The sequence below is a fragment of the uncultured Lutibacter sp. genome (assembly GCF_947495725.1).
In the GTDB taxonomy this organism is placed as follows: domain Bacteria; phylum Bacteroidota; class Bacteroidia; order Flavobacteriales; family Flavobacteriaceae; genus Lutibacter.
Genome location: NZ_CANLZZ010000004.1, coordinates 1 through 23616 on the forward strand (window position 1 = coordinate 1; position 23616 = coordinate 23616).

The window sequence follows — 23616 nt, forward strand, 5'->3', positions numbered from 1 at the left end:
TAATTTTTAACTTAAATCCTTATACTTCTGAAAACCCGTTAATTAAAACTAACAAATACCCTGAATTATTTTATTAAATTACTTTAAAAAAAAGCCGGATAGCTAAAATAATGTAAATATTTTAATCTCACAAGTGTATTTTTTTAAAAAATTACTTTTTTTTGGGCTCTGGTTTTGGCAGTATAACTTCTTTAGTACTTAATTCAATGAAATTAAAATCTAATTTTGACGGTTGTTCTTCTAAAACACCGTCTACGAAAGCTCTTTGAAGTATATCTTCAATTAGATAATCTTCTTCAACATTAACTGGGTCATACTCGTTCTTCAAAGAAAGTTTGAACATTTTAGCCGTAGTATTATACCAAAAAGCTTTCCATCCGCTACGTAAATCTTTTACCAAATCAAATGCAGTGCTTCCAGTTTGGCGATGAATAAGCTTTATTAATATTCTTCCTTCGGTGCGAGTTAATTTTTTTAATTGATCTGTGAACTCGCCTTCTAAATATTTTTGGATTCGTTTTGTATAAATTCGTTTCTTTCTACCTGATTTAATATTCTCGATTCTTTCATTTAATACTTCTAACCTATCTGCAGCTAATTTCGCATAGGGATAAGCTTTTAAAGTTTTTCTTCTAAACCAATAATAATATCTTCTATCGTAACTAGTTTTGAATTTTAGTTTTTTTAACAACAAAACTTCATCCAATTTTATTAATAAAGTGTCTCCTTCAAAAATAATGTACTGCTCTGACAATGGGATAGAGTCCATTTTTTCTACTTGAGAAAAAAGATTATTACAAAATAATATTGTACATATATATAATAAGGTACTAAACTTGGCCTTCATAAATACTTTTTATTAATCAAAACGTTTCCAAAATTACAACTTTCGATTATACTTTTTAGTATGTAAATTTAAAATGATTGTTTATTTAAATAGTTTATTTAACAATTTAGTATCTTCGTTTTTTAATAAGAAATATAATTATGAGTAAAAAAATATTGAATAAGAGTTCTATTTCGTTCTTAGAAAAGTACTTAAATAATGCTTCACCAACGGGTTATGAAAGTGAAGGTCAGAAAATATGGATGAATTATTTAAAACCATATGTTGATACATTTATAACTGACAGTTATGGAACTGCTGTTGGCGTTATTAATCCAGACGCAAAATTTAAAGTAGTAATTGAAGGACATGCAGATGAAATTTCGTGGTACGTAAATTATATTACACCTGAAGGTTTGATTTATGTAATTAGAAATGGTGGAAGTGATCATCAAATTGCACCTTCAAAAGTTGTTAATATCCATACAAAAAAAGGAATTGTAAAAGGTGTGTTTGGTTGGCCTGCGATACACACAAGAATTGGCGGTAAAGAAGAAGCTCCAAAATTAGACAACATATTTATTGATGTTGGTTGTAAATCAAAAGAAGAAGTTGAGAAGTTAGGAGTTCATGTTGGATGTGTTATTACTTATCCAGATGAATTTTTTATTTTAAATAAAAATAATTTTGTTTGTAGAGCTATTGACAATAGAGTTGGAGGATTTATGATTGCCGAAGTCGCTCGCTTATTAAAGGAAAATAAAGTTAAACTTCCTTTTGGTTTATATATTACAAATTCGGTTCAAGAAGAAATTGGTTTAAGAGGTGCTGAAATGATAACACACACTATTAAACCAAATATTGCTATTATTACTGACGTTTGCCATGATACTACCACTCCAATGATTGAAAAAAAGAAGGAAGGTGAAACAAAAAGTGGTGACGGACCAGTTATTAGCTATGCTCCTGCTGTTCAAAATAATCTTCGAGATTTAATTGTTGAAACAGCTGAGGCCAAAAAAATTCCTTTTCAAAGATTAGCATCATCAAGGGCAACAGGTACAGATACCGATGCATTTGCTTATAGTAATGGTGGTGTTCCATCTGCTTTAATTTCACTTGCATTACGTTATATGCATACAACTGTTGAAATGGTTCATAAAGATGATGTAGAAAATGTAATACGTTTAATTTATGAAACACTTTTAAATATTAAAGAAGGAGAAAATTTTAGTTATTTCAAATAATAGTAAAAGACAGCTTTTGCTGTCTTTTTTATTTAAATTATGGATGAATATATAGATTTACTAGACAATGAAGGAAATTTAACAGGTAAATCCTGCTTGAAATCCGAAGCTCATAAAAAAGGACTTTTACATGGAAGTACCCATATTTGGGTGTTTAATAATCAAAAAAATATAATTATTCAAAAAAGGGCAGCTAACAAAGATACCTTTCCAAATCTTTGGGATGTTTCAGCTGCTGGACATATTTCTGCTGGAGAAAAACCAATAATATCGGCAGTTAGAGAACTGGAAGAAGAAATAGGAATACGTGTATTACATAATCAGTTAAATTATATTGGAATTTACAAAAAGAAAATTCACCATAATACCAATTTAATTGACAATGAAATACACCATATATATATATGTAGTGTAAATTTTGATTTTAGCACTCTAAAAATACAAGAAGAAGAAGTTTCAGAAATAAAAATAATTACAATTGACAATTTAATAAAAAGGCTAAAATTAAACAATAAAGAGTTTGTTCCGCACGGGGAAGATTATTACAAATTAGTTTTAGAAAAAATTAAAAATTATACAAGCTGATATATTATTACAATGAAAAATACAATTGCAGAAAGAATATTGGATTTTTTAAAGGATTATCCTCCTTTTAATTTAATTCAGAAAGATACATTACTTGAAATAGCAAAGAAAGTAGAAATTCATTATTTTGAAAAAGATCAAATAATATTTAGTCAAAATGACACTCCGCACGAACATTTTTACATTGTAAATGAAGGAGTTATAAGATTGTATAGATTTGCTGAGGGTAAAAAACATATTGTAGACATTTGTGACGAAGGAGATTTATTTGGACTACGACCACTTATAATGAAGGAAAACTATTTAATGGGAGCTGCAGCAAATGAAGAATCAATAATTTACGCCATTCCTATTCATCTTTTTAATGATATTATTTTAAACTTCCCTAAGGTAAGTCAATTTTTAATTGCCAGTTTTGCTACAAATACTAGAGACCCTTTTTCTGAAAAACATAAGGGTAAATTGTTTGCAAATATTAAGGCTATTAAAAAAGTAGAAAATAGTTTTATTGAAACCCAGTCAGCGAAATACACAAAAAACCCAATTACTTGTTCAGCTAATATTACTATTCAGGAAGCGGCAATAATTATGACTAAAAATGTAATTAATTCAATTGTTATTGCCAACAATAATATACCAATTGGAATTATAACAGACAAAGATATTAGAACCAAAATTGGTACTGGCCTGTTTAAAATTACGGATACTGTTGAAACTATAATGGCTAGTCCGGTAGTTACTTTTCCAGAAAACATAACCGTCGCTGAAGCCCAAATTGCACGCTTAAAACATAAAGTATCGCATTTGTGTATTACAAAAGACGGTACAAATACTTCAGAATTAGTTGGAATTTTATCTGAGCATGATCTTAATTTAATTCAAGGAAACAATCCTCTACTACTTATAAAAGAAATTAAACAAGCAAAAGACGCAGAAACTTTAAAATATATTAGATCCAAAGCTGCAGAACTTACTAAAGGCTATATCGAACAAGAAATTCCTATTTATTTTGTAACAAAAGTTATTTCAGAAATAAATACAGCAATTACAAAAAGTGCAATTGAATTATCAATTCAAGAAATTGGCACAAAACCACCCGTTAATTATTCTTGGTTTGCTGTAGGAAGTCAAGGTAGAAAAGAGCAGTTATTGATGACCGATCAGGATAATGCTTTAGTATTTGAAAATGTAACAGAATCAGAATACGAAAATGTAAAAGCCTATTTTTTAAAATTAGCTACAAAAGTAACTGAAAAATTAAATATTGTTGGTTTTGACTATTGTCCAGCAAATATTATGGCTAGCAATCCTAAATGGTGTTTATCAATTGACGAATGGAAACAACAATTTAAAGAATGGATAAAAGATCCTATTCCAGAAAAAATACTACTTAGTATAATTTTTTATGATTTTGAATTGATATACGGAAATAAAGAATTGTACAATAAAATGGCTACAAGTGTATTAAAGTATATTAAAAAAAATCAAATATTTTTAAGCTTTTTAGGAAAAGTAACTTTAGATAACCCACCCCCTCTTGGTTTCTTTAAACAATTTTTAGTAGAACAGGATGGTGAAAACAAAGACAATTTTGATATAAAATCTAGAGCTATACGACCGTTAGTTGATGCTGCAAGAATATTTTCTTTATATCACGGTTTACAAATAAATAATACTATTGCACGTTATAAAAAACTAATGGAGGTTGAACCTCAAAATAAAGATTTATTTGAATCTTGTTCAAATGCATTTAAAATATTGTTAACGTTTAGAACTTCTCAGGGCTTAGCAAATAATGATAGTGGAAAATTTGTAGATATAAATAGCTTAAGTAAAGCAGACCGATTAAAATTAAAAAGCTGCTTTAACCCCATAAAAAATGTACAAGAAGCTTTAAAAATTAGATTTAAAACAACTCAAATAGGTTAAATATGTTTAGTCGAATATTTAAAAGAAAAAGTTATCCTAAATATTGGTTAGATTATGTTGAAAAAGTTTCTACTTGTGAAAAATATTACAATTACGAATCCATTCGATTTGTTGTTTTAGATACAGAAACCACAGGATTTGACTATGAAAATGACAGAATGTTATGTATTGGAGCAGTTGCGATAAAAAACAACAAAATATTAGTAACAGACTCCTTCGAAGTTTATATAAAACAAGATGTATTCAATAAAGAAACAGTAAAAATTCATGGTATTAGAAAAAATGGTACCGAAACAAAAATGAGCGAAGAAGAAGCTCTTATAGCATTTATTGAATATTTAGACGACGCTGTAATTATCGCTCATCATACCGCTTTCGATTTAAACATGATAAATACAGCTCTAAGACGCATTAATCTTGGACCACTTATTTCGAAGCAATTAGACACAAATTATATTTATAAAAAGCTTTCTCCCAAAAATAGACATAATAAAGTATTTAGTTTAGATAATTTATGTAACGAATATGGAGTGACAATGCATGATAGACATACAGCCTCTGGTGATGCCCTATTAACTGCTTTAGTATTTTTAAAATTGACAAATCAATATAAAAAAAACAACGCTCTAAATATATTTGATTTAGTAAACACAAACTACAATTTAAATAAATAAGCTTTTAATTACTCTTCTAAATTTTGTAACTTTAGTGTTTATCATTCATTAAAAAGTATGAAAAACACTATTGCAGAACGCATTTTTGATTTTTTAAAAGATTTCCCTCCTTTTGATATTTTAACTAAAGAACAACTATTTTTAATTGCTGCTAATGTCAAGGTAGTTTATGTTGAAAAAGACAGGGTTGTTTTTAAACAAAAAGAACTTCCTCATGAAAACTTTTATATAGTAAAAGATGGCGCAATTGGTTTATATAGAACTTTGGATTTAGATTCAATTTTAGTTGATATTTGTGATGAAGGTGATATTTTTGGGTTAAGACCATTGGTTCAAAATGACCACTACCTTATGAGTGCAAAAGCAAATGAAGAAAGTATTCTCTACGCTATATCTGTTGAAATTTTAAAAGAAATAATTCAAAGTAATGATAAAGTAAGTAAATTTTTAATAGCTAGTTTTTCCACAAACATTAAAACTCCTTACGCAAATAACAATTACGGACAACTATTTGCAAATGTTGATACTTTAGAAGGTAACAATACCAATTTATCTGATTTTCAAACTGCAGAATACAGTAAAAATCCAATTACTTGTAATAAAAAAACATCTATAAAAGAGGCCGCATTAATAATGAGTTCAAACAGGGTTGGCTCTATTTTAATAGTTGAAAATAAAAACCCTATTGGCATAATCACCGACAAAGATTTACGGTTAAAAATTGCAACCGGATTAGTTTCCATTGATGAAAAAGTTGATCAAATAATGTCGTCTCCCGTAATTACCGTTTCAGATAAAATTACAACATCCGAAGCACAAATAGCAATGCTTAAACATAAAATTACGCATCTGTGTATAACTAAAGACGGAACGCCAAACTCTGAGTTGTGCGGCATTATGAGTGAACACGATATTGTAGTTTTACAGGGAAACAATCCATCTGTTTTAATTAAAGAACTAAAACGCGCAAAAAATATTGAAACATTAAGGTATATTCGTCAAAAAACATCAAAATTACTTAAAGGTTATATTGAGCAAAAGATTCCAATTATTTTTATTTCAAATATTATTTCAGAAATTACAAGCGCATTAACAATAAAAGCAATTGAACTTTCAATTCTAGAAATGGAAACTAAACCACCTGTAAAATTTGGTTGGTTAGCATTGGGAAGTCAAGGAAGAAAAGAACAACTCTTAATTACAGATCAGGATAATGCATTGGTTTTTGAAAACGTTTTTGATGAAGATTACAAAACAACAAAAGATTACTTTATAAGTTTATCAAAAAAAATTACTAATAAATTAAATACAATTGGTTTTGAGTATTGCCCAGCAAATATGATGGCGAGTAATCCGAAATTTTGTCTTTCTGTAAACGAATGGAAAAATAAATTTAATAAATGGATCACTCAACCTTCAGAAAAATCAATTATGATGTGTACCATATTTTTTGATTACGATTTAGTTTATGGAAACAAAAAATTAGTAGATAAAATTTCTAAAAGCATATTTAAATCTATAAAATCTTATGAAATTTTTCTTAATTTTTTAGGAAGAAATGCTTTAATTAACCCTCCACCTCTAGGTTTTTTTAGACAATTTTTGGTAGAAAACGATGGAGCACATAAAGATCAATTCGATATAAAAAGTAAAGCTTTAATGCCGTTAATTGATGCTGCAAGATTATTATGTCTTTCTCATAATTTGAAGAATGAAAATAATACAATTAAAAGATATGTGAACCTTATTGATATTGAACCGCAAAATAAAGACTTATATTTATCTTGCATAGATGCGTTTAAAATTTTATTACGCTTTAGAACCGAGCAAGGGTTAAAACATAACGATTCTGGTAGGTATATTGATTTAAAAAATCTAAGTAAATCGGAAAAATTAAAATTAAAAGGAGCCTTTAAACCTATTAAAGATATTCAAGAATTATTAAATATAAGATATAATTTATCTCAAATGATGTAATGTGGAACTGGTTTAAACATAAAAATTATCCAGATTTTTGGAAAGAATACTTAAAGACTTTTAAAATAAAACAACCAAAATCTATTGAAAAAACTCGTTTTATAGTTTTTGATACAGAAACCACAGGTTTAGATACTGTAAAAGATAGAATTTTGTCAATTGGAGCAATTGCAATTACAAATGGAATTATTGATGTTGCCGATAATTTTGAAATTTATTTAAAACAAGATGAATTTAATACTGATACCGTTGAAATTCACGGAATTTTAAAAGAAGGTAATATTGAAAAGTTTTCAGAAGAAAAAGCAATTGAATACTTCATTAATTATTTACAAAATGCTGTTTTAATAGCACACCATGCTGCATTTGATGTTAAAATGATTAACGCCGCATTAACAAGAATGAATTTACCTAAATTAAAAAATAAAAGTATTGACACTGGTATCCTTTATAAGAAATTAGATGGTAAAACCGGTAATCATTTTAATCTTGATGCGCTATGCAAAGAATTTAACATACCAAAACACGACAGGCATACAGCTTCTGGAGATGCCTTTATTACGGCCCTTCTCTTTTTAAAAATAATTTCAAAACTTAAAAAGGAACGCACCGTTTATTATTCTGACTTGTTCAGGACTACAAATAATAAAGGATTAATTTAAAAAAAGCCGCTATCAAAATAATGACTGCGGCTTATTACTTGTGGATATTAAAATTATTTTACTAAAGACCCATCCATTATAGAAGCAACAACATCTGGATTTAAAAGTGTTGAAATATCTCCTAAGTTTGAAGTTTCATTTTCAGCAATTTTCCTCAATATTCTTCTCATAATTTTACCCGATCTTGTTTTTGGTAACCCCTTAACAAATTGAATTTTATCTAACTTTGCAATTGGACCAATGGTTCGTCCAATTAAACCATTAATTTCTTTTCTTAAAAAGTCTTCATTCTCAGGAGTATCATAAACAATAACATACGCATATAAAGCATTTCCTTTAATATCATGTGGATAACCAACAACTGCTGACTCCACAACATTACTATGTTCATTAATTACATTCTCAATTGGAGCGGTTCCTAAATTATGTCCGGATACTATTACAACATCATCTACTCTACCAGTAATTCTATAATTCCCTTCTAAGTCTCTAAAAGCTCCATCACCTGTAAAATACTTGTCCTTAAAAGTTGAAAAATAGGTTTCTTTATATCGTTGATGATTTCCATATATAGTTCTTGCAATAGAAGGCCAAGGGTACTTAACACAAAGTCTTCCCTCTGCAGGGTTTGTGTTTACCTCCTCACCGTTTTCATCTAATAAACAAGGTTGAATACCAGGAAGTGGACGAGTTGCAAATGTAGGTTTTGTTGGCGTAACTCCTGCTAATGGTGATATCATAATTCCACCTGTTTCCGTTTGCCACCAAGTATCAACAATTGGAGATTTTTGTTTACCAATTTTTTCATTATACCAATGCCATGCCTCTTCATTAATAGGCTCTCCAACAGTTCCTAATACCTTAATAGAACTTAAATCGTTTTGCTCTGTTAATTCATTTCCTTGTGCAGCCAATGCTCTAATTGCAGTTGGTGCTGTATAGAATTGATTAACCTTATATTTCTCAACAATTTGCCAAAATCTACTATAATCTGGATAAGAAGGAACTCCTTCAAACATTAACGTTGTGGCACCAGCAGCTAAAGGCCCATAAACAATATATGAATGTCCTGTTATCCAACCAATATCTGCTGTGCAAAAATAAACATCACCATGAGAATATTGGAATACATTTTTAAAACTGTAAGCTGTATGCACCATATAACCAGCACATGTATGTACCATTCCTTTTGGTTTTCCTGTAGAGCCAGAAGTATATAAAATAAATAACATATCTTCCGCATCCATTTCCTCGGCCTCACAAACTGCGTCTACCTTTAACAATTCTTCGTGCCACCAAACGTCACGTCCAGCTTTCATGTTAATATTCCCATTAACTCTGTTCAAAACAATTGAAGTTTCGATAGTTGGGCAAGTTTCCAATGCTTCATCTACAATAGTTTTAAAATCAACTGCTTTACTTCCTCTAGAAACACCGTCAGACGTAAGTAACATTTTACATTCAGCATCATTAATTCTGGTAGAGAGCGCAACAGCTGAAAACCCTGCAAAAACTACCGAATGAACCGCTCCAATTCGCGCACATGCTAAAACAGCAATAGCTAACTCCGGAACCATTGGCATATAAATACAAACTTTATCACCTTTAATTACTCCATTATTTTTTAATACGTTAGAAAACTTACATACCTCAGCATGTAATTCTCTATAAGTAAACGTTCTATTCGCTTCATTTGGATCGTTTGGCTCCCAGATTATTGCTATATCGTCTCCGCGTTTTTTCAGGTGACGATCCAAACAGTTTTCGGTAATATTTAGTTTAGCACCTTTAAACCATTCGAATTTTGGTTTATCCCAGTCGAACTCAACTACCTTATCCCACTTTTTGCGCCAAGTAAAAGTTTCAGCAATTTGAGACCAAAACCCTTCTGGATCATTAACGCTATGTTGATATGATTTATAATACTTTATAAAAGAATCTACTTTTAAATCATCTAATGTTTCTTTTTCTTCTTCTGTTGCATGTTCAAATATTCCAATATTGTTTAATTTGAATTCGTGCGTAATTTCATTAATAATTTCAGGATCATCAATTGTCGATGGAATTGTATATTCAACACCATCGGCAATATTTCTTAATAATTTTCGAAGAATTTTTCCTGAACGTGTTTTTGGTAACCTTTGAACTAATAATACTTTTTTTAAGGCAGCTACAGCTCCAATTTGTTTTCTTACTTCCTGAACAATATTATACTCCAACTCAAAACTTGAAACATAATCTCCTGATTTTAGAACAACCAAAGCCAACGGAACCTGACCTTTTAATTGATCTTCTATTCCAAATACTGCACATTCGGCAACAGAAGGATTAGACGAAACAATTTCTTCCATCTCGGCAGTAGATAATCTATGGCCTGCAACATTAATTACATCATCAACACGGCCGGTTATAAATACATAACCTTCTTCATCTGTATATCCTCCATCTCCAGAAAAATAAAATCCTGGGAATTTTTTTAAGTAACCATCTTTAAAACGATCTGTATTTCCCCAAATATTAAGCATATTACCAGGAGGCATCGGCAGTTTAACGGCCACAAATCCTTCTTCGTTTGGTCCTAATTGCTGTCCTTCACTATTTAAAATTTGAATGTCATAACCGCTCACAGGCTTAGTTGCAGAACCCGGTTTTACAGGTAATGCTTCTACACCCATCATATTAGATAACATTGGCCAACCGGACTCGGTTTGCCACCAATGATCGATTACAGGAATATTTAATTTTTCTTCTAACCATTTTAAGGTAGCAACATCGCATCTTTCACCTGCTAAAAACTGATATTTTAAACAGCTCAAATCATATTGCTTCATCAACTCACCATCCGGATCTTCTTTTTTAATAGCTCTAATTGCAGTTGGAGCAGTGAACATAACCTTTACGTTATTTTCTGAAATTATCCTCCAAAAAGTACTAGCATCAGGAGTTTTAATAGGTTTTCCTTCAAAAATAATTGTTGTATTTCTGTTTAATAAAGGACCGTAAACAATGTAACTATGTCCAACAACCCAACCTACATCAGAAGCTGCCCAATATACATCACCTTCCTCAACTCCATAAACATTTCTCATTGAGTATTTTAATGCTGTTGCATATCCTCCGCTATCTCTCAAAATCCCTTTTGGTTTACCCGTTGTACCAGAAGTATATAATATATAAAGAGGATCGGTTGAAGTCATAGGAACACATTCTGCTGGCTTTGAACTGTCAACTAAATCTCTATACGCAACAAAACGATGTGTTTTAGTTAGAATTGTTCCTAATCTTCTTTGAAAAACAATTACTTTATCTGGTTTGTGAGTTGCCTTTTCAATGGCTTCATCTACTAATGGTTTGTACGGAATTAGTCGATCTACTTCAATACCTGCTGTTGCTGTTATAATAACTTTAGGTTTACAATCATCAATTCTTATAGCTAATTCGTGAGGTGCAAACCCTCCAAAAACTACAGAATGAATGGCTCCAATCCTAGCACAAGCTAACATACTAAATGCTGCATGTGGAATCATTGGCATATAAATTATAACGGTATCTCCTTTTTTTACTCCTAAATCGCGAAGTCCACCTGCTAAACGTTCAACTTCATGCTTAACTTCATTATAGGTATATTTTAATTTTCTTTGAGTAACTGGAGAATCATAAATAATTGCTGTCTGCTCACCAAAACCATCTTCAATATGCTTATCTACAGCCAAATAACAAACATTCAATTTTCCATCGGCAAACCAACGATCAAATCCATTTTCGTCCTTAGACAATATAGTTGTTGGTTTATTATACCATTTAATGTTATTGGATTGTTCCTTCCAAAATTGCTCTGGATTTTCAATACTATTATTATAATGTTTTTGGTAACTCATATTATAAAATTTTAATTGTTAATCTGCCCAATAATAATTGGGTGTATATTTTACTTTAATAACTCTTTTACTTCATTTACTAGCTTTTTAACTGAAAATGGTTTTGACATATATTTATCTGCTCCTAGTTTTAACCCTAACTCAATGTCTGAGGTCTTGTTTTTTGCAGATAAAAAAATCACTTTTATGTTTTTTAATTCTTTATTTTCTTTCAAATATTTTAAGACTTGAAATCCATCAACATTTGGCATCATAATATCTAAAATTATGATGTCAGGATTATCATTATTTACAATTTCAATTGCTTCAGCACCGTCTCTGGCAATAAAAACGTTGAAATCTTCTTTTTTAAAAGTATATTCTAACGACATTACAATGTTAGGTTCATCGTCCACAATTAATAACTTTTTCATACTATTGCTTTTTATATGGTAATGTAAATGTTACTCTCGCTCCACCGTTTTCGTTATTTTCGGCCCAAATTTCACCTTTATGACTCTCAATAATTTGTTTACTTATGGCCAAACCTAAACCACTTCCTACAGGTTTTAATATTGTTTGATTTTTTGATTGATAAAACTTATTAAAAATTGAAACTAAATCGTTAGGTTCAATTCCTTTTCCGTTATCTTCTACAGAAATCTTTAGTCTATTTTTGTTGAAGCTGGTCTTAATAAAAACTTCCCCCTTATTTTCTGCTGAAAATTTAATAGCATTTGACAATAGATTTATTATTACCTGCTGAATTCTATCTTCGTCATACAGTAATTTAGCCGCAGTTGCTTCATCAAAACTTAATGTAACACCTTTGTTTGCAGCAATTTGATAAACAACATCAATGGACTTCTCAATAGTGTTTTTTATAGAATTTTCCTTTAAATCCAATTTTTCCTTTCCTGTTGCAAGTTTTTCTAGATCTAAAATGTTATTTATTAAACGACTAACACGTTCGCTTTCACTTAGAATACTACTTAAAAATTGTTTTTTTGTATTACTTTCTATCTCTTCATCATCGAGTAAAATTTCAGATAGTGCTCTAATTGAGGTTATTGGAGTTTTTAATTCGTGTGCTACAGTATCTAAAAACTCATCTTTTTGTTTATCTCTTTCTTTCAGTTCTTTATTCGACTCTTTCGTTTTTTGAGTTTCATCCAAAATACTTAACACTTCTGGCAAACTAATTTCTTCTTCCTTTACAACCGATGCTATTAAAATTCTTGAAGAAGCACTACCAATACTACCCGTTAATAATTTTTCTGAAAAATTTACCAAACGTGCGTCTGCATATATAGATGTATCACTTATTCCGTTTTTCATATAAAATAAATTTAATGCTCTTTCTGTTCGTTTTTCACCTAAAAACCTTATTAAAACTTCTTTTATATCGCTAACATAAGCTTCTCCCTTCCACACATATGCACCTTCGTGCAATTCTGCATATTTAGTACTATCTACAAACATTTCAGCAAAATTTCGTTCTCTGTAATTTCCTACAATACTTACTGAAACAATTGCATATACCAAAATATTAAAAAACATACTCCAAAAAAATGCGTGCGGTACAGGCTCAAATAATTGCAATCCAAAAAGCTCATAAGGCTTTAAAAATCCTGTCCCAAATAAACCTTCAATTACAAAGGAAGTTGACAACATTTGCGAATCAATTGTAAATGGTACAATTAAGGTATAAAAGGTCACTATAAAACCTACAATTATTCCATACTTTGCCCCTCTTGATGAAGCTCTTCTCCAAAATAAACCTCCAAAAAAAGATGGAGCTAGTTGTGCTATTATTACAAATGAAATTAAGCCTATTGAAACCAAAGATCTATTTAAAGTAAAAATTCTGTAGAAAAAATAAGCGAGTATGATTAATGAAAAAATTGCTACACGTCTAATATTTTTAATTGACTCAGTATTTTCACTAGATTCGCTTTTACTATATTTATTTAAAAATCCATATGGTATTATTAGATTGTTACTTAACATTGTTGAAAGTGCCAATGTTGAAATAACTACCATTGAAATTGCAGCGGAAAAACCACCTAAAAAAACTATTAACGCCAAAATTTCATGACCATTAACTAACGGTAACATTAATGTAAATAAATCGGCATCCACATTTTGATGTTGAAATATTATATTTCCTCCCCATGCAATAAATAGCACAAAAATGTTAAAAAGCAACAAGTATAAGGGAAACATCCATATTACTTTTTTTAAGTACTTTTCTCTATCGTTTTCTACAACTGTAACCTGAAACTGACGTGGTAAAAGCATTATAGCTATCATTGACAACATACTTAAAAAGAACCAATTAAAACCTCCTTCTAAACCATTTATTGATTGTTGTAAGTTAAAATTTGGTAATATTGAGGCTTGTTTATAAATATCGGACGGGCCATTAAACAAGTAAAAAGTTACATACACTCCAATAACTAAAAAAAACACTAATTTAATTAAAGACTCTAATGCAACTGCTGTTATAATCCCTTTATGTCTTTCAGAAGCATCGGTATGTTGAGTTCCAAAAAATGCCGCAAAAATTGCTAATAAAATTGCTATATAAAATGTAGTATCGTTAATTACAGTATTTGCAATAATGTTATGTTTTGTAATCACATTAAAAGTTTCCGATATTGCCTTCAATTGTAAAGAAATATAAGGTACAATTGCCAACACGCAAATTACAGTAACTAAAGCTCCCAAAAACCGATTATTACCATACCTTAAAGAAATAAAATCAGCTAATGATGAAATTTTATTTGCTTTTGAAATCCTAAGGATTTTTCTCATTAACAATATCCAGGCAGGAATAATTATTACCGGACCTAAATAAATTGTTAAGAATTTTAGTCCTGAAGTAGCAGCTAACCCAACGCTTCCGTAATAAGTCCAAGCAGTGCAGTAAACTGCCAACGACAGTGTATAAACATATGGATTATTTACCCATTTACTTTTTGAATTTTTTTCAGCCCAAAAAGCCACATAAAAAACAACAGCTAAGTAAATTATTATTACAAGTATAACTAAAAAACTACTCATAAAACCTTTTTAAAACAATATAAGACGCCACAATACTTAACACCCAAATACTAAAAATGTAAAAATATATGATTGGAAAGCCTAAAAAAGACGCACTGTTATTAAATAATAATATTATAGGAATGTTAAATAAACACAGTAATATAACTGAAATTACAACTAACTTTTGTTGATGTCTTTTTTTCAAAATGACTTATTTACATTATTAATTTAAAAACAGCACTATAATTTTATTATAGTGCTGCATATACTAACTATTAAAACTAATGGTCACTTGCTTCACCAGCTCCAGATGGAATTCTAATATGTTCAACTAATTCTTGAATGTTTTCAGGTGGTGCAGGTGTCATTCTTGACACAACTAACGATACCACAAAATTTACAATCATAGCAACAGTTCCAAATCCTTCAGGTGAAATTCCAAACCACCATTCACTTGCAGGTGGTTTATCACCTAACCATCCCAATTTAAATTTTGCCATATAAAAGAACATTAATGTCAATCCAACAATCATCCCTGAAATAGCACCTTCTTTGTTCATTCTCTTATCAAAAATACCTAGCAAAATTGCGGGAAAGAATGATGCTGCAGCCAAGCCAAATGCTAACGCAACAACGGCGGCGACAAATCCAGGTGGATTGATACCAAAATATCCTGCAATACAAACAGCAACGAACGCACTAAAACGCGCTGCTAACAATTCTCCTTTTTCAGAGATATCTGGTTTTATTATTTTCTTAAATAAATCATGAGAAATGGATGAAGCAATAACCAGTAACAAACCGGCAGCAGTTGATAATGCAGCCGCTAATCCACCAGCTCCAACCAATGCAATTACCCAATTTGGTAATTGAGCAATTTCAGGATTTGCTAATACCATAATATCTCTATCAATGGTTAATTCATTTACCGAATTATCCGCTACATATTGAACAACGCCATCACCATTTTTATCATCAAATTTTAATAAACCTGTTTTTTCCCAATTTCCAAACCATTCTGGAAGTTCGGCATATTCTGCATTACTTACAGTTTCAATTAGTTTTGTTCTTGCAAAAACTGCTACTGCAGGTACCGTTGTATAAAGGATGGCTATAAACAATAATGCCCAACCAGCCGATACACGAGCATCTTTTACTTTTGGCACTGTAAAGAAACGCACAATTACGTGCGGTAAACCTGCCGTACCAACCATTAAAGCCACTGTTATAGCAAAAACATCGATCATAGATTTACTTCCAGAAGTATATTCATGAAAGCCTAGTTCTCGAGATAATCCATCTAATTTATCTAATAAGTAAATACCGTCTTCACCTGCTCCTCCAAATCCTAATTGAGGAATTGGATTACCCGTCATTTGAAACGAAATAAATATTGCAGGCACCATAAATGCAAATATTAATACACAATACTGAGCAACCTGAGTATAGGTTATACCTTTCATACCTCCTAATACGGCGTAAAATAACACGATAGCCATACCAATATATACACCTGTATTGATGTCAACTTCTAAGTAACGCGAAAATACAATTCCAACACCACGCATTTGTCCTGCAACATATGTAAATGAAACAATTAAAGCTGCAATTACCGCTACAACTCTCGCTGTGTTCGAATAATATCTATCTCCAATAAAATCGGGTACTGTAAATTTCCCGAACTTTCTTAAATATGGTGCTAAAAGTAGTGCTAGAAGTACATAACCACCAGTCCATCCCATTAAATATACTGACCCATCATATCCTGTAAACGATACAATACCTGCCAATGAAATAAATGATGCAGCTGACATCCAATCTGCTGCTGTAGCCATACCATTCATAATTGGAGGCACACCTCCACCAGCTACGTAAAATTCTTTTGAAGATCCTGCTCTAGCCCAAATTGCAATTCCTATATAAAGCGCAAAAGTGATTCCAACAAGTATCCATGTCCATGTTAATATTCCCATGATATAATTTTCTTTTAAATTAATTATTCATCAACCCCATATTTCTTATCCAGCTTATTCATCATTTTTACATAGACAAATATTAGGATTACAAATACATACATTGATCCTTGTTGCGCAAACCAAAATCCCAGTTTAAACCCTCCAAGTTTAACTGTATTCAATTGGTCTACTAATAAAATTCCGAAGACATAGGAAACTAAAAACCATATACTTAACAAAATTGCTAAATATCCTAGATTCTCTTTCCAATATGCTTTCATATCTTTTTTTGACATAATAGTTTGGTTTTAATTATTATAGATAAATCATTGCTTGAAGCGTAACAGTACCAGTGTTTGTTCCAAACTTTTGATTCTTGTATTCTAATGTAAATTTTGAATTGTGACCACTTAAAAACATATTAGTACCTAAACCAAATACATTTCTATTGTCATCTACTGCATCATAGCTATTTGTTCCATATGATATATAAGGCTGAAATCTAGCCTTGTTTACATCACCCGCAAAAAGATACCCAACATGTGAGTAAAGCATACTCCCTGTTCCATAAGCGCTATACAAATAATTTTTACCATAATTATTTGATTGGTAAGTTGCATAAGCCGAAATAGCACTTCCATCATTACTCAAAGGAGCGTCATAATAGGCATCCACAGCCAAAATAGAAACATTCTCACCTTCCATTTCCCCTGAAGAAGATGCTGAAACAGCACCTTTAGGATGCGTAAAAAAACCTGCACCAATATTAAAAACCTTTTTTGTTCCTAAATAGGTCCCTACTTTATATGGTAATGTATTAGATTCTTGATCTAAAAAATTATATTCAAAATACCCAGCGTAAGCAAAACCAGCATCTTTAGAGCCTAAAATTCTTTTCCCTCCATATACAGCTGCTCCACCATTTTCTGGTGTACGCATATCCAATCCATTTGGTATAGCATCATTTATAGCTAATTGATACTTAAACTTATCAAACTTCCCCTTTATAAAGAATCCTAAATGACGGGCGAATTGATCGGACAACCCTATAGTAGCCCATGATTGACGATTATTATCTAAAGTTAAACCGTTTAACGTGCTTTGGTTGTTTAATCTTGAAATACCATTCCAATAATGTAATCCGCCACCAACAGTATGGTTATCGTTTAAATTCCATTGTCCCCAGATTCCGTGCATAAATATCTGATTACCATCTCCTTTACCCACTGGATGAAGGTTGGCACTATTCAACCCATTTAACCCAAAATGAGTAACTAATAAAAACTTTTTTGTGATTTGAGATAATAATAATACACGAGCTCGTCTTACATTAAAGCTCATTTTACTTGTATTATCAGGGACATTATCATTATAAACAGCTTGAAACTGTCCCCATGAGATAACTCTTAAGTACTTACTTCCATCGTCATTAAACTTAATTTTAAAGCCTCCATTATAATCTGGTGATCCTTGTGAAAAAGAAGCATGAATTGATAAAATAAATACACTAAAAAGTAGTATTTTAATTTGTTTCATAATGTGAATTATTTTGATTTGTTGATTTAAAAAAACTTTTTTTAACCTTCACAATATGATAAGAAATATGACTCAATCTAAATTGAGTATATATAATTGGTAATATATATAGTTATTCTTTAAAACGCTCCCATTTTATTAACATATATTTATCTCCAAGTTCAGTTACTATAACACCTGCACCTATTAAATTTTTATTATCTGAGAAATATTTTGCAAGCTCTTCCGCATTTAATATTTTGTAAGTTGAATGATATTCAAAACTATAAGGGCGCTTAATATTGTATTTTTTAACCCAGTTTATTATACTAACATGCGAAACTCCTAATATTCGTTCAATTTCTCTGTAACTCAACCCCTCTAAATAAAGCTGTAATGCCTTATTAACATAATAGGAATCAATTTGTTTACCAACTTTATTAACCGTAAAATAGTAGACGCATTCTTTACATTTATAACGTTGTCTTTTATTAATAACACCGCTTTTAACGTATTTATTCGAACCACAATTTGGACAACAATCAATTTTCATATATATTTATTTTGCATAAATATACCAATTTAGCATAATAATTAAAAATTAAGAGATTAAAATCACGAAAATTATAACGATTCCAAAAAAAAATCAACATCAATAACTTTTTCTTTTTATTAATTTCATAATATTCAAACAAATTTTTTATTGATTTAATTCTTTTCAACATTTCATTTAATCCTTTATCATAATTACAACGTTTTCGCAATTCAATTAAAGGTTTTATTAAAATTTGGTTATTTTTGTAGCTATGATTAAAACTAAACCTAATATGATTAAACAAGGTCTTTACCTACCAGAATTTGAACATGAAAATTGTGGTGCAGGTTTCATTTGCAACCTGAAGGGGGAGAAAACGAATCAGATTATTCACGATGCACTAGAAATTTTAGTAAAACTTGAACACCGAGGAGGTGTAAGTTCAGATGGTAAAACGGGAGATGGAGCAGGACTATTAATTGATATACCGCATGAATATTTTAGTAGAGTTTGTGAATTTGAATTACCAGCTCCTAGAGAATATGCTGTTGGTATGGTGTTTTTCCCAAAAAATATAAATCAGTATACCTATTGTAAAGATATATTTGAGCAGGAAATTAACAATCAAGGTCTTAAAATTTTAGGATGGAGAGAAGTTCCAGTAGATTCTACTCAACTTGGTGAAATTGCGCTAGCTTCAGAACCTCGAATTGAGCAAGTGTTTATTAGTAAAGGTAGAATTAAAAAAGAAGTTAATTTTAAAGCCAAACTATACGCTGCTCGTAAAATAACTGAACACACAATTGCTGCTTCAAAAATGTCTGAAGCACCATATTTTTACGTTTCAAGTTTATCGCATACAACCCTAATATATAAAGGTATTATTATGCCCGAAGATATTGGACCTTATTATACCGATTTACAACAACCAGATTTAGTTACAAGATTAGCCTTAGTTCACCAACGTTTTTCAACCAATACAATGCCTTCTTGGGAATTAGCTCAGCCATTTAGATATATGTGTCAAAATGGTGAAATTAATACTTTACGTGGTAATGTTAGCAGAATGCGAGTTCGTGAAGAAATCATGAAAAGTGATCTTTTTGGTAGTGATATTGACAAATTATTCCCAATTATTTTACCAGGTAAATCAGATTCAGCATCAATGGATATGGTTGTTGAGTTACTTACGTTAACCGATAGGTCTTTACCTGAAGTAATGATGATGCTTATACCTGAAGCTTGGGAAAAGCATAAAACAATGTCTCCAGAAAGAAAAGCATTCTACGAGTACAACGCTTGTTTAATGGAGGCTTGGGATGGACCAGCATCTGTTCCATTTACAGATGGAGATTATATTGGTGCATTGTTAGATCGTAATGGTTTAAGACCATCAAGATATACAGTTACCAAAAGTGGTAAATTAATAATGTCTTCTGAAATAGGTGTAGTTGATATTGCCCCTGAAGATGTTGAAAAACATGGAAGGTTAGAGCCCGGTAAAATGTTTTTAGTTGACATGAATGAAGGTCGCATAATTAATGATGAAGAAATTAAAAACAAAATTGTTTCCGAAAGACCATATAAAGCTTGGTTAGATGAAACAAGGATTCATTTAAAAGATGTTGAAAACAATAACGAAGAATGTCCAATTGAAACTTTAGACATTAAAACGCGTTCACGTTTATATAACTATACAATTGAAGATATTCAAGAGGTTATTACACCAATGGCTCAAAACGGTAAAGAAGCTTTAGGCTCAATGGGTATTGATACTCCTTTAGCTGTATTATCAGACCGTCCTCAATTAATCTCAAACTATTTTAAACAATTATTTGCACAAGTAACAAACCCTCCTTTAGATGGTATTCGTGAAGAAATTGTAACTGATATTAGTTTAGCATTAGGTAAAGACAGAAATATATTTAGTATATCTCAAAGGCAATGCAAAAAACTTAGAATTCAAAATCCTGTTATTTCAAATAACGATTTAGAAAAAATAAGAAATATTTCAATTGGTAAAGATTTTAAAGCAATTACAATTGAAATACTTTATAAAAAAGAAAGGGGTGTTAATGGCCTAGAAGATGCCTTAGAAGATATTATTCGCCAGGTTTCAAAAGCGGTAGATAAAAGAAATAACATTATTATTTTATCTGACAGAGGAGCAAATGAAGAAATGGCTCCAATTCCAGTTTTATTAGCGTGTTCATATGTAAACCATCAAATGAATCGTTTAAGAAAACGTTCTTATTTTGATATTGTAATAGAATCTGCCGAACCTCGTGAACCGCATCAATTTGCCACTTTATTTGGTTATGGTGCAAGCGCTATAAATCCTTATATGGTAAATGAAATTATTCGTTTACAAGTTAAAGAAGGATTTATTACGGGAATGGATGAAGAAAAAGCAGTTAATAACTTTAATAAAGCTATTGGAACTGGTTTACTAAAAATTATGAATAAAATTGGAATCTCAACACTTCATTCATATAGAGGTTCTCAAATTTTTGAAATAGTAGGTTTCAACTCTAAATTTGTTGAAAAATATTTCCCATATACAGCTTCAAGAATTGAAGGTGTTGGACTATACGAAATTGAAAAAGAAATTTCAGCTCGCTACAATTACGCCTATCCTAAAACATTAATAAAAAACAGATTAGGACTTAATATTGGAGGTCATTATAGATGGAGACGTAATGGTGAAAGACATATGTTTAACCCAACTACAGTAGCAAAATTACAACAAGCTGTTAGGTTAAGCGATCAAGACAGTTACAATGTTTACGCCAAAACCATTAATGAGCAATCGGAAAGATTAATGACCATTAGAGGATTGTTTGAGTTTAATAACTTCGATCCAATTCCTATTGAAGAAGTTGAACCTTGGACTGACATAGTTAAACGTTTTAAAACGGGAGCAATGTCTTATGGATCTATATCTAGAGAAGCACATGAAAACCTTGCAATAGCAATGAACCGTATTGGAGGTAAAAGCAACTCTGGTGAAGGTGGTGAAGATAGAAGACGTTTTCAAAAAGATATAAACGGAGACAGCAGAAACTCTGCTATTAAACAAGTAGCTTCAGGTAGATTTGGCGTTACTTCTCATTATTTATCTAATGCCGAAGAAATTCAAATTAAAATGGCACAAGGTGCAAAACCTGGTGAAGGAGGTCAATTGCCTGGCGAAAAAGTATTGCCATGGATTGCTGAAGCCAGAAATTCAACTCCTTTTGTTGGATTAATATCACCTCCTCCACATCATGATATATATTCTATTGAAGATTTAGCTCAGCTAATTTTCGATTTAAAGAATGCCAATAGAGAAGCTCGAATTAATGTAAAATTAGTTTCAGAAGTTGGTGTAGGTACAATTGCAGCTGGTGTATCAAAAGCAAAAGCAGATGTTGTATTAATTTCTGGTTACGATGGTGGTACAGGAGCCTCTCCTTTAACATCATTAAAACATGCAGGTTTACCTTGGGAACTTGGTTTAGCAGAAGCCCAACAAACTTTAGTTATGAACGATTTGCGCTCAAGAATTGTTGTAGAATGTGACGGACAATTAAAAACTGGTCGTGATGTTGCAATTGCAGCTCTCTTAGGTGCCGAAGAATTTGGTTTTGCAACTGCTCCATTAGTAGCTTCTGGATGTATTATGATGCGTAAGTGTCATTTAAATACTTGTCCGGTTGGAATCGCAACTCAAGATAAAGAATTGCGTAAAAACTTTAAAGGAACACCAGAACACGTAATAAACTTCTTCTACTATGTTGCTGAAGAACTAAGAGGAATTATGGCGCAACTTGGATTCCGTACAATGGATGAAATGGTTGGACAAACACAAAAAATTGATTCAAATAAAGCTATAAAACATTACAAAGCTAAAGGATTAGACTTAACTTCTATTTTACACAGACCAGAAGGTTACACAAAAATGCCTTTAAGAAATTCTGAAAAACAAGATCACGACTTAGATAATGTTATCGACTTCAAAATTTTGAAAGATTCTCATAGAGCAATCTACAGAAAAGAAAAAATGATTTTAGATTACCCTATTACAAATATTGATCGTTCAACAGGAGCCATTATTAGTAATGAAATTTCTAAAATTTATGGACATTTAGGATTACCTGAAGACACCTTAAATATAAACTTTACTGGATCAGCAGGACAAAGTTTTGGTGCATTTGGGGCTCCAGGCCTTACTTTCATAGTTGATGGAAATACCAATGATTATTTAGGAAAAGGATTATCTGGGGCAAAAATAATTGTAAAAAAACCAAAAGCTGCAACCTTTATAGCAGAAAACAATATAATTGTTGGAAACGTATGTTTGTTTGGAGCAGTTCAAGGTGAAGCATATATAAATGGTATCGCTGGAGAACGTTTTGCTGTTAGAAACTCTGGAGCAACTGCTGTTGTTGAAGGTGTTGGAGATCATTGCTGTGAATATATGACAGGTGGTAAAGTTATAGTTATTGGAAACACTGGCCGAAATTTTGCCGCAGGTATGAGTGGTGGTATAGCTTATGTATACGACCCTGAACACAAATTTAAAAATGGATTGTGTAATACTGAGACAATTGAATTTGAACCTATTGAAACCGAAGAAGCTGAAGAATTAAAAGGTTTAATTAAAAAACATGTTCTTTACACTAACAGTAATAGAGGTAAAGAATTATTAAGTGATTGGGACAACAGCTTAAGCAATTTTGTGAAAGTTATGCCTATTGAATATAAACGTGCATTGATACGTTTAGAGACTGAAGAACAAATGGTAGAAGAATTAACAGTTTAAGG

Annotated in this window: 15 protein-coding genes; 7 read left to right on the plus strand and 8 right to left on the minus strand. The window is 31.1% G+C overall.

The window, feature by feature from the left end:
* Positions 1-151: 151 nt before the first annotated feature.
* The gene (locus tag Q0776_RS09570) at positions 152-769 is read right to left on the minus strand and encodes a DUF4294 domain-containing protein (RefSeq protein WP_298367508.1); all 618 of its coding nucleotides are present in this window, start codon (positions 767-769) and stop codon (positions 152-154) included.
* Positions 770-984: 215 nt separating this feature from the next.
* On the opposite strand from Q0776_RS09570, the gene Q0776_RS09575 reads away from it, so the two are divergent.
* From Q0776_RS09575 to Q0776_RS09600, 6 genes are read left to right on the plus strand one after another with little or no spacing between them, the layout of a single operon-like run.
* Positions 985-2073 carry a M42 family metallopeptidase gene (locus tag Q0776_RS09575; RefSeq protein ID WP_298368531.1) on the plus strand — a complete coding sequence of 363 codons (1089 nt, stop codon included), beginning with the start codon at positions 985-987 and terminating at the stop codon, positions 2071-2073.
* Positions 2074-2112: 39 nt separating this feature from the next.
* Positions 2113-2658 (plus strand): NUDIX domain-containing protein, encoded by a 546-nt coding sequence (locus Q0776_RS09580; RefSeq protein ID WP_298367511.1) that lies wholly within the window; start codon positions 2113-2115, stop codon positions 2656-2658.
* A 12-nt stretch (positions 2659-2670) separates the two neighbouring features.
* Positions 2671-4587, plus strand: coding sequence for a DUF294 nucleotidyltransferase-like domain-containing protein (locus Q0776_RS09585; RefSeq protein WP_298367513.1), 1917 nt, complete (start codon positions 2671-2673; stop codon positions 4585-4587).
* Positions 4588-4589: 2 nt separating this feature from the next.
* Positions 4590-5261, plus strand: coding sequence for a 3'-5' exonuclease (locus tag Q0776_RS09590; protein WP_298367515.1), 672 nt, complete (start codon positions 4590-4592; stop codon positions 5259-5261).
* Positions 5262-5318: 57 nt separating this feature from the next.
* Positions 5319-7238: a DUF294 nucleotidyltransferase-like domain-containing protein gene (locus tag Q0776_RS09595; RefSeq protein ID WP_298367517.1), complete on the plus strand. Its 1920-nt coding sequence runs from the start codon at positions 5319-5321 to the stop codon at positions 7236-7238.
* Positions 7238-7900, plus strand: coding sequence for a 3'-5' exonuclease (locus tag Q0776_RS09600; protein WP_298367520.1), 663 nt, complete (start codon positions 7238-7240; stop codon positions 7898-7900). The genes Q0776_RS09595 and Q0776_RS09600 overlap by 1 nt, the downstream gene beginning before the upstream one ends.
* Before the next feature lie 53 nt (positions 7901-7953).
* Here the strand turns inward: Q0776_RS09600 and acs are convergent, their stop codons facing one another.
* The 7 genes from acs to Q0776_RS09635 form a co-directional block, all read right to left on the minus strand.
* Positions 7954-11778, minus strand: a complete 3825-nt coding sequence (acs, locus tag Q0776_RS09605; protein WP_298367525.1) for an acetate--CoA ligase — start codon at positions 11776-11778, stop codon at positions 7954-7956.
* 50 nt (positions 11779-11828) lie between these two features.
* Positions 11829-12191 (minus strand): response regulator, encoded by a 363-nt coding sequence (locus tag Q0776_RS09610; RefSeq protein ID WP_298367526.1) that lies wholly within the window; start codon positions 12189-12191, stop codon positions 11829-11831.
* A gap of 1 nt (position 12192) precedes the next feature.
* Entirely contained in the window at positions 12193-14823 is a 2631-nt protein-coding gene (locus Q0776_RS09615; RefSeq protein ID WP_298367527.1) for a sensor histidine kinase, read from the minus strand.
* A gap of 263 nt (positions 14824-15086) precedes the next feature.
* Entirely contained in the window at positions 15087-16778 is a 1692-nt protein-coding gene (locus Q0776_RS09620; protein ID WP_298367528.1) for a sodium:solute symporter family protein, read from the minus strand.
* Between the two features lie 23 nt (positions 16779-16801).
* Positions 16802-17056: a DUF4212 domain-containing protein gene (locus tag Q0776_RS09625; protein WP_298367529.1), complete on the minus strand. Its 255-nt coding sequence runs from the start codon at positions 17054-17056 to the stop codon at positions 16802-16804.
* 19 nt (positions 17057-17075) lie between these two features.
* Positions 17076-18296, minus strand: coding sequence for a hypothetical protein (locus Q0776_RS09630; RefSeq protein WP_298367530.1), 1221 nt, complete (start codon positions 18294-18296; stop codon positions 17076-17078).
* A gap of 112 nt (positions 18297-18408) precedes the next feature.
* Positions 18409-18828 carry a helix-turn-helix domain-containing protein gene (locus Q0776_RS09635; RefSeq protein WP_298367531.1) on the minus strand — a complete coding sequence of 140 codons (420 nt, stop codon included), beginning with the start codon at positions 18826-18828 and terminating at the stop codon, positions 18409-18411.
* Between the two features lie 274 nt (positions 18829-19102).
* Here Q0776_RS09635 and gltB point away from each other — a divergent pair, with 274 nt between their 5' ends.
* On the plus strand, positions 19103-23614 hold the full coding sequence (gltB, locus tag Q0776_RS09640; protein ID WP_298368535.1) for a glutamate synthase large subunit: 4512 nt from the start codon (positions 19103-19105) through the stop codon (positions 23612-23614).
* Positions 23615-23616 lie beyond the last annotated feature (2 nt).

Excerpts from the sequence above, each read along its gene's own strand:
- Q0776_RS09635 (WP_298367531.1), bottom strand. The coding sequence starts at position 18,828 with ATGAAAATTGATTGTTGTCCAAATTGTGGTTCGAATAAATACGTTAAA.
- Q0776_RS09585 (WP_298367513.1), top strand. The coding sequence starts at position 2,671 with ATGAAAAATACAATTGCAGAAAGAATATTGGATTTTTTAAAGGATTAT.
- Q0776_RS09625 (WP_298367529.1), bottom strand. The coding sequence starts at position 17,056 with ATGTCAAAAAAAGATATGAAAGCATATTGGAAAGAGAATCTAGGATAT.
- Q0776_RS09620 (WP_298367528.1), bottom strand. The coding sequence starts at position 16,778 with ATGGGAATATTAACATGGACATGGATACTTGTTGGAATCACTTTTGCG.
- Q0776_RS09615 (WP_298367527.1), bottom strand. The coding sequence starts at position 14,823 with ATGAGTAGTTTTTTAGTTATACTTGTAATAATAATTTACTTAGCTGTT.
- Q0776_RS09610 (WP_298367526.1), bottom strand. The coding sequence starts at position 12,191 with ATGAAAAAGTTATTAATTGTGGACGATGAACCTAACATTGTAATGTCG.
- acs (WP_298367525.1), bottom strand. The coding sequence starts at position 11,778 with ATGAGTTACCAAAAACATTATAATAATAGTATTGAAAATCCAGAGCAA.
- Q0776_RS09595 (WP_298367517.1), top strand. The coding sequence starts at position 5,319 with ATGAAAAACACTATTGCAGAACGCATTTTTGATTTTTTAAAAGATTTC.
- gltB (WP_298368535.1), top strand. The coding sequence starts at position 19,103 with ATGATTAAACAAGGTCTTTACCTACCAGAATTTGAACATGAAAATTGT.
- Q0776_RS09590 (WP_298367515.1), top strand. The coding sequence starts at position 4,590 with ATGTTTAGTCGAATATTTAAAAGAAAAAGTTATCCTAAATATTGGTTA.
- Q0776_RS09570 (WP_298367508.1), bottom strand. The coding sequence starts at position 769 with ATGGACTCTATCCCATTGTCAGAGCAGTACATTATTTTTGAAGGAGAC.
- Q0776_RS09600 (WP_298367520.1), top strand. The coding sequence starts at position 7,238 with ATGTGGAACTGGTTTAAACATAAAAATTATCCAGATTTTTGGAAAGAA.
- Q0776_RS09580 (WP_298367511.1), top strand. The coding sequence starts at position 2,113 with ATGGATGAATATATAGATTTACTAGACAATGAAGGAAATTTAACAGGT.
- Q0776_RS09630 (WP_298367530.1), bottom strand. The coding sequence starts at position 18,296 with ATGAAACAAATTAAAATACTACTTTTTAGTGTATTTATTTTATCAATT.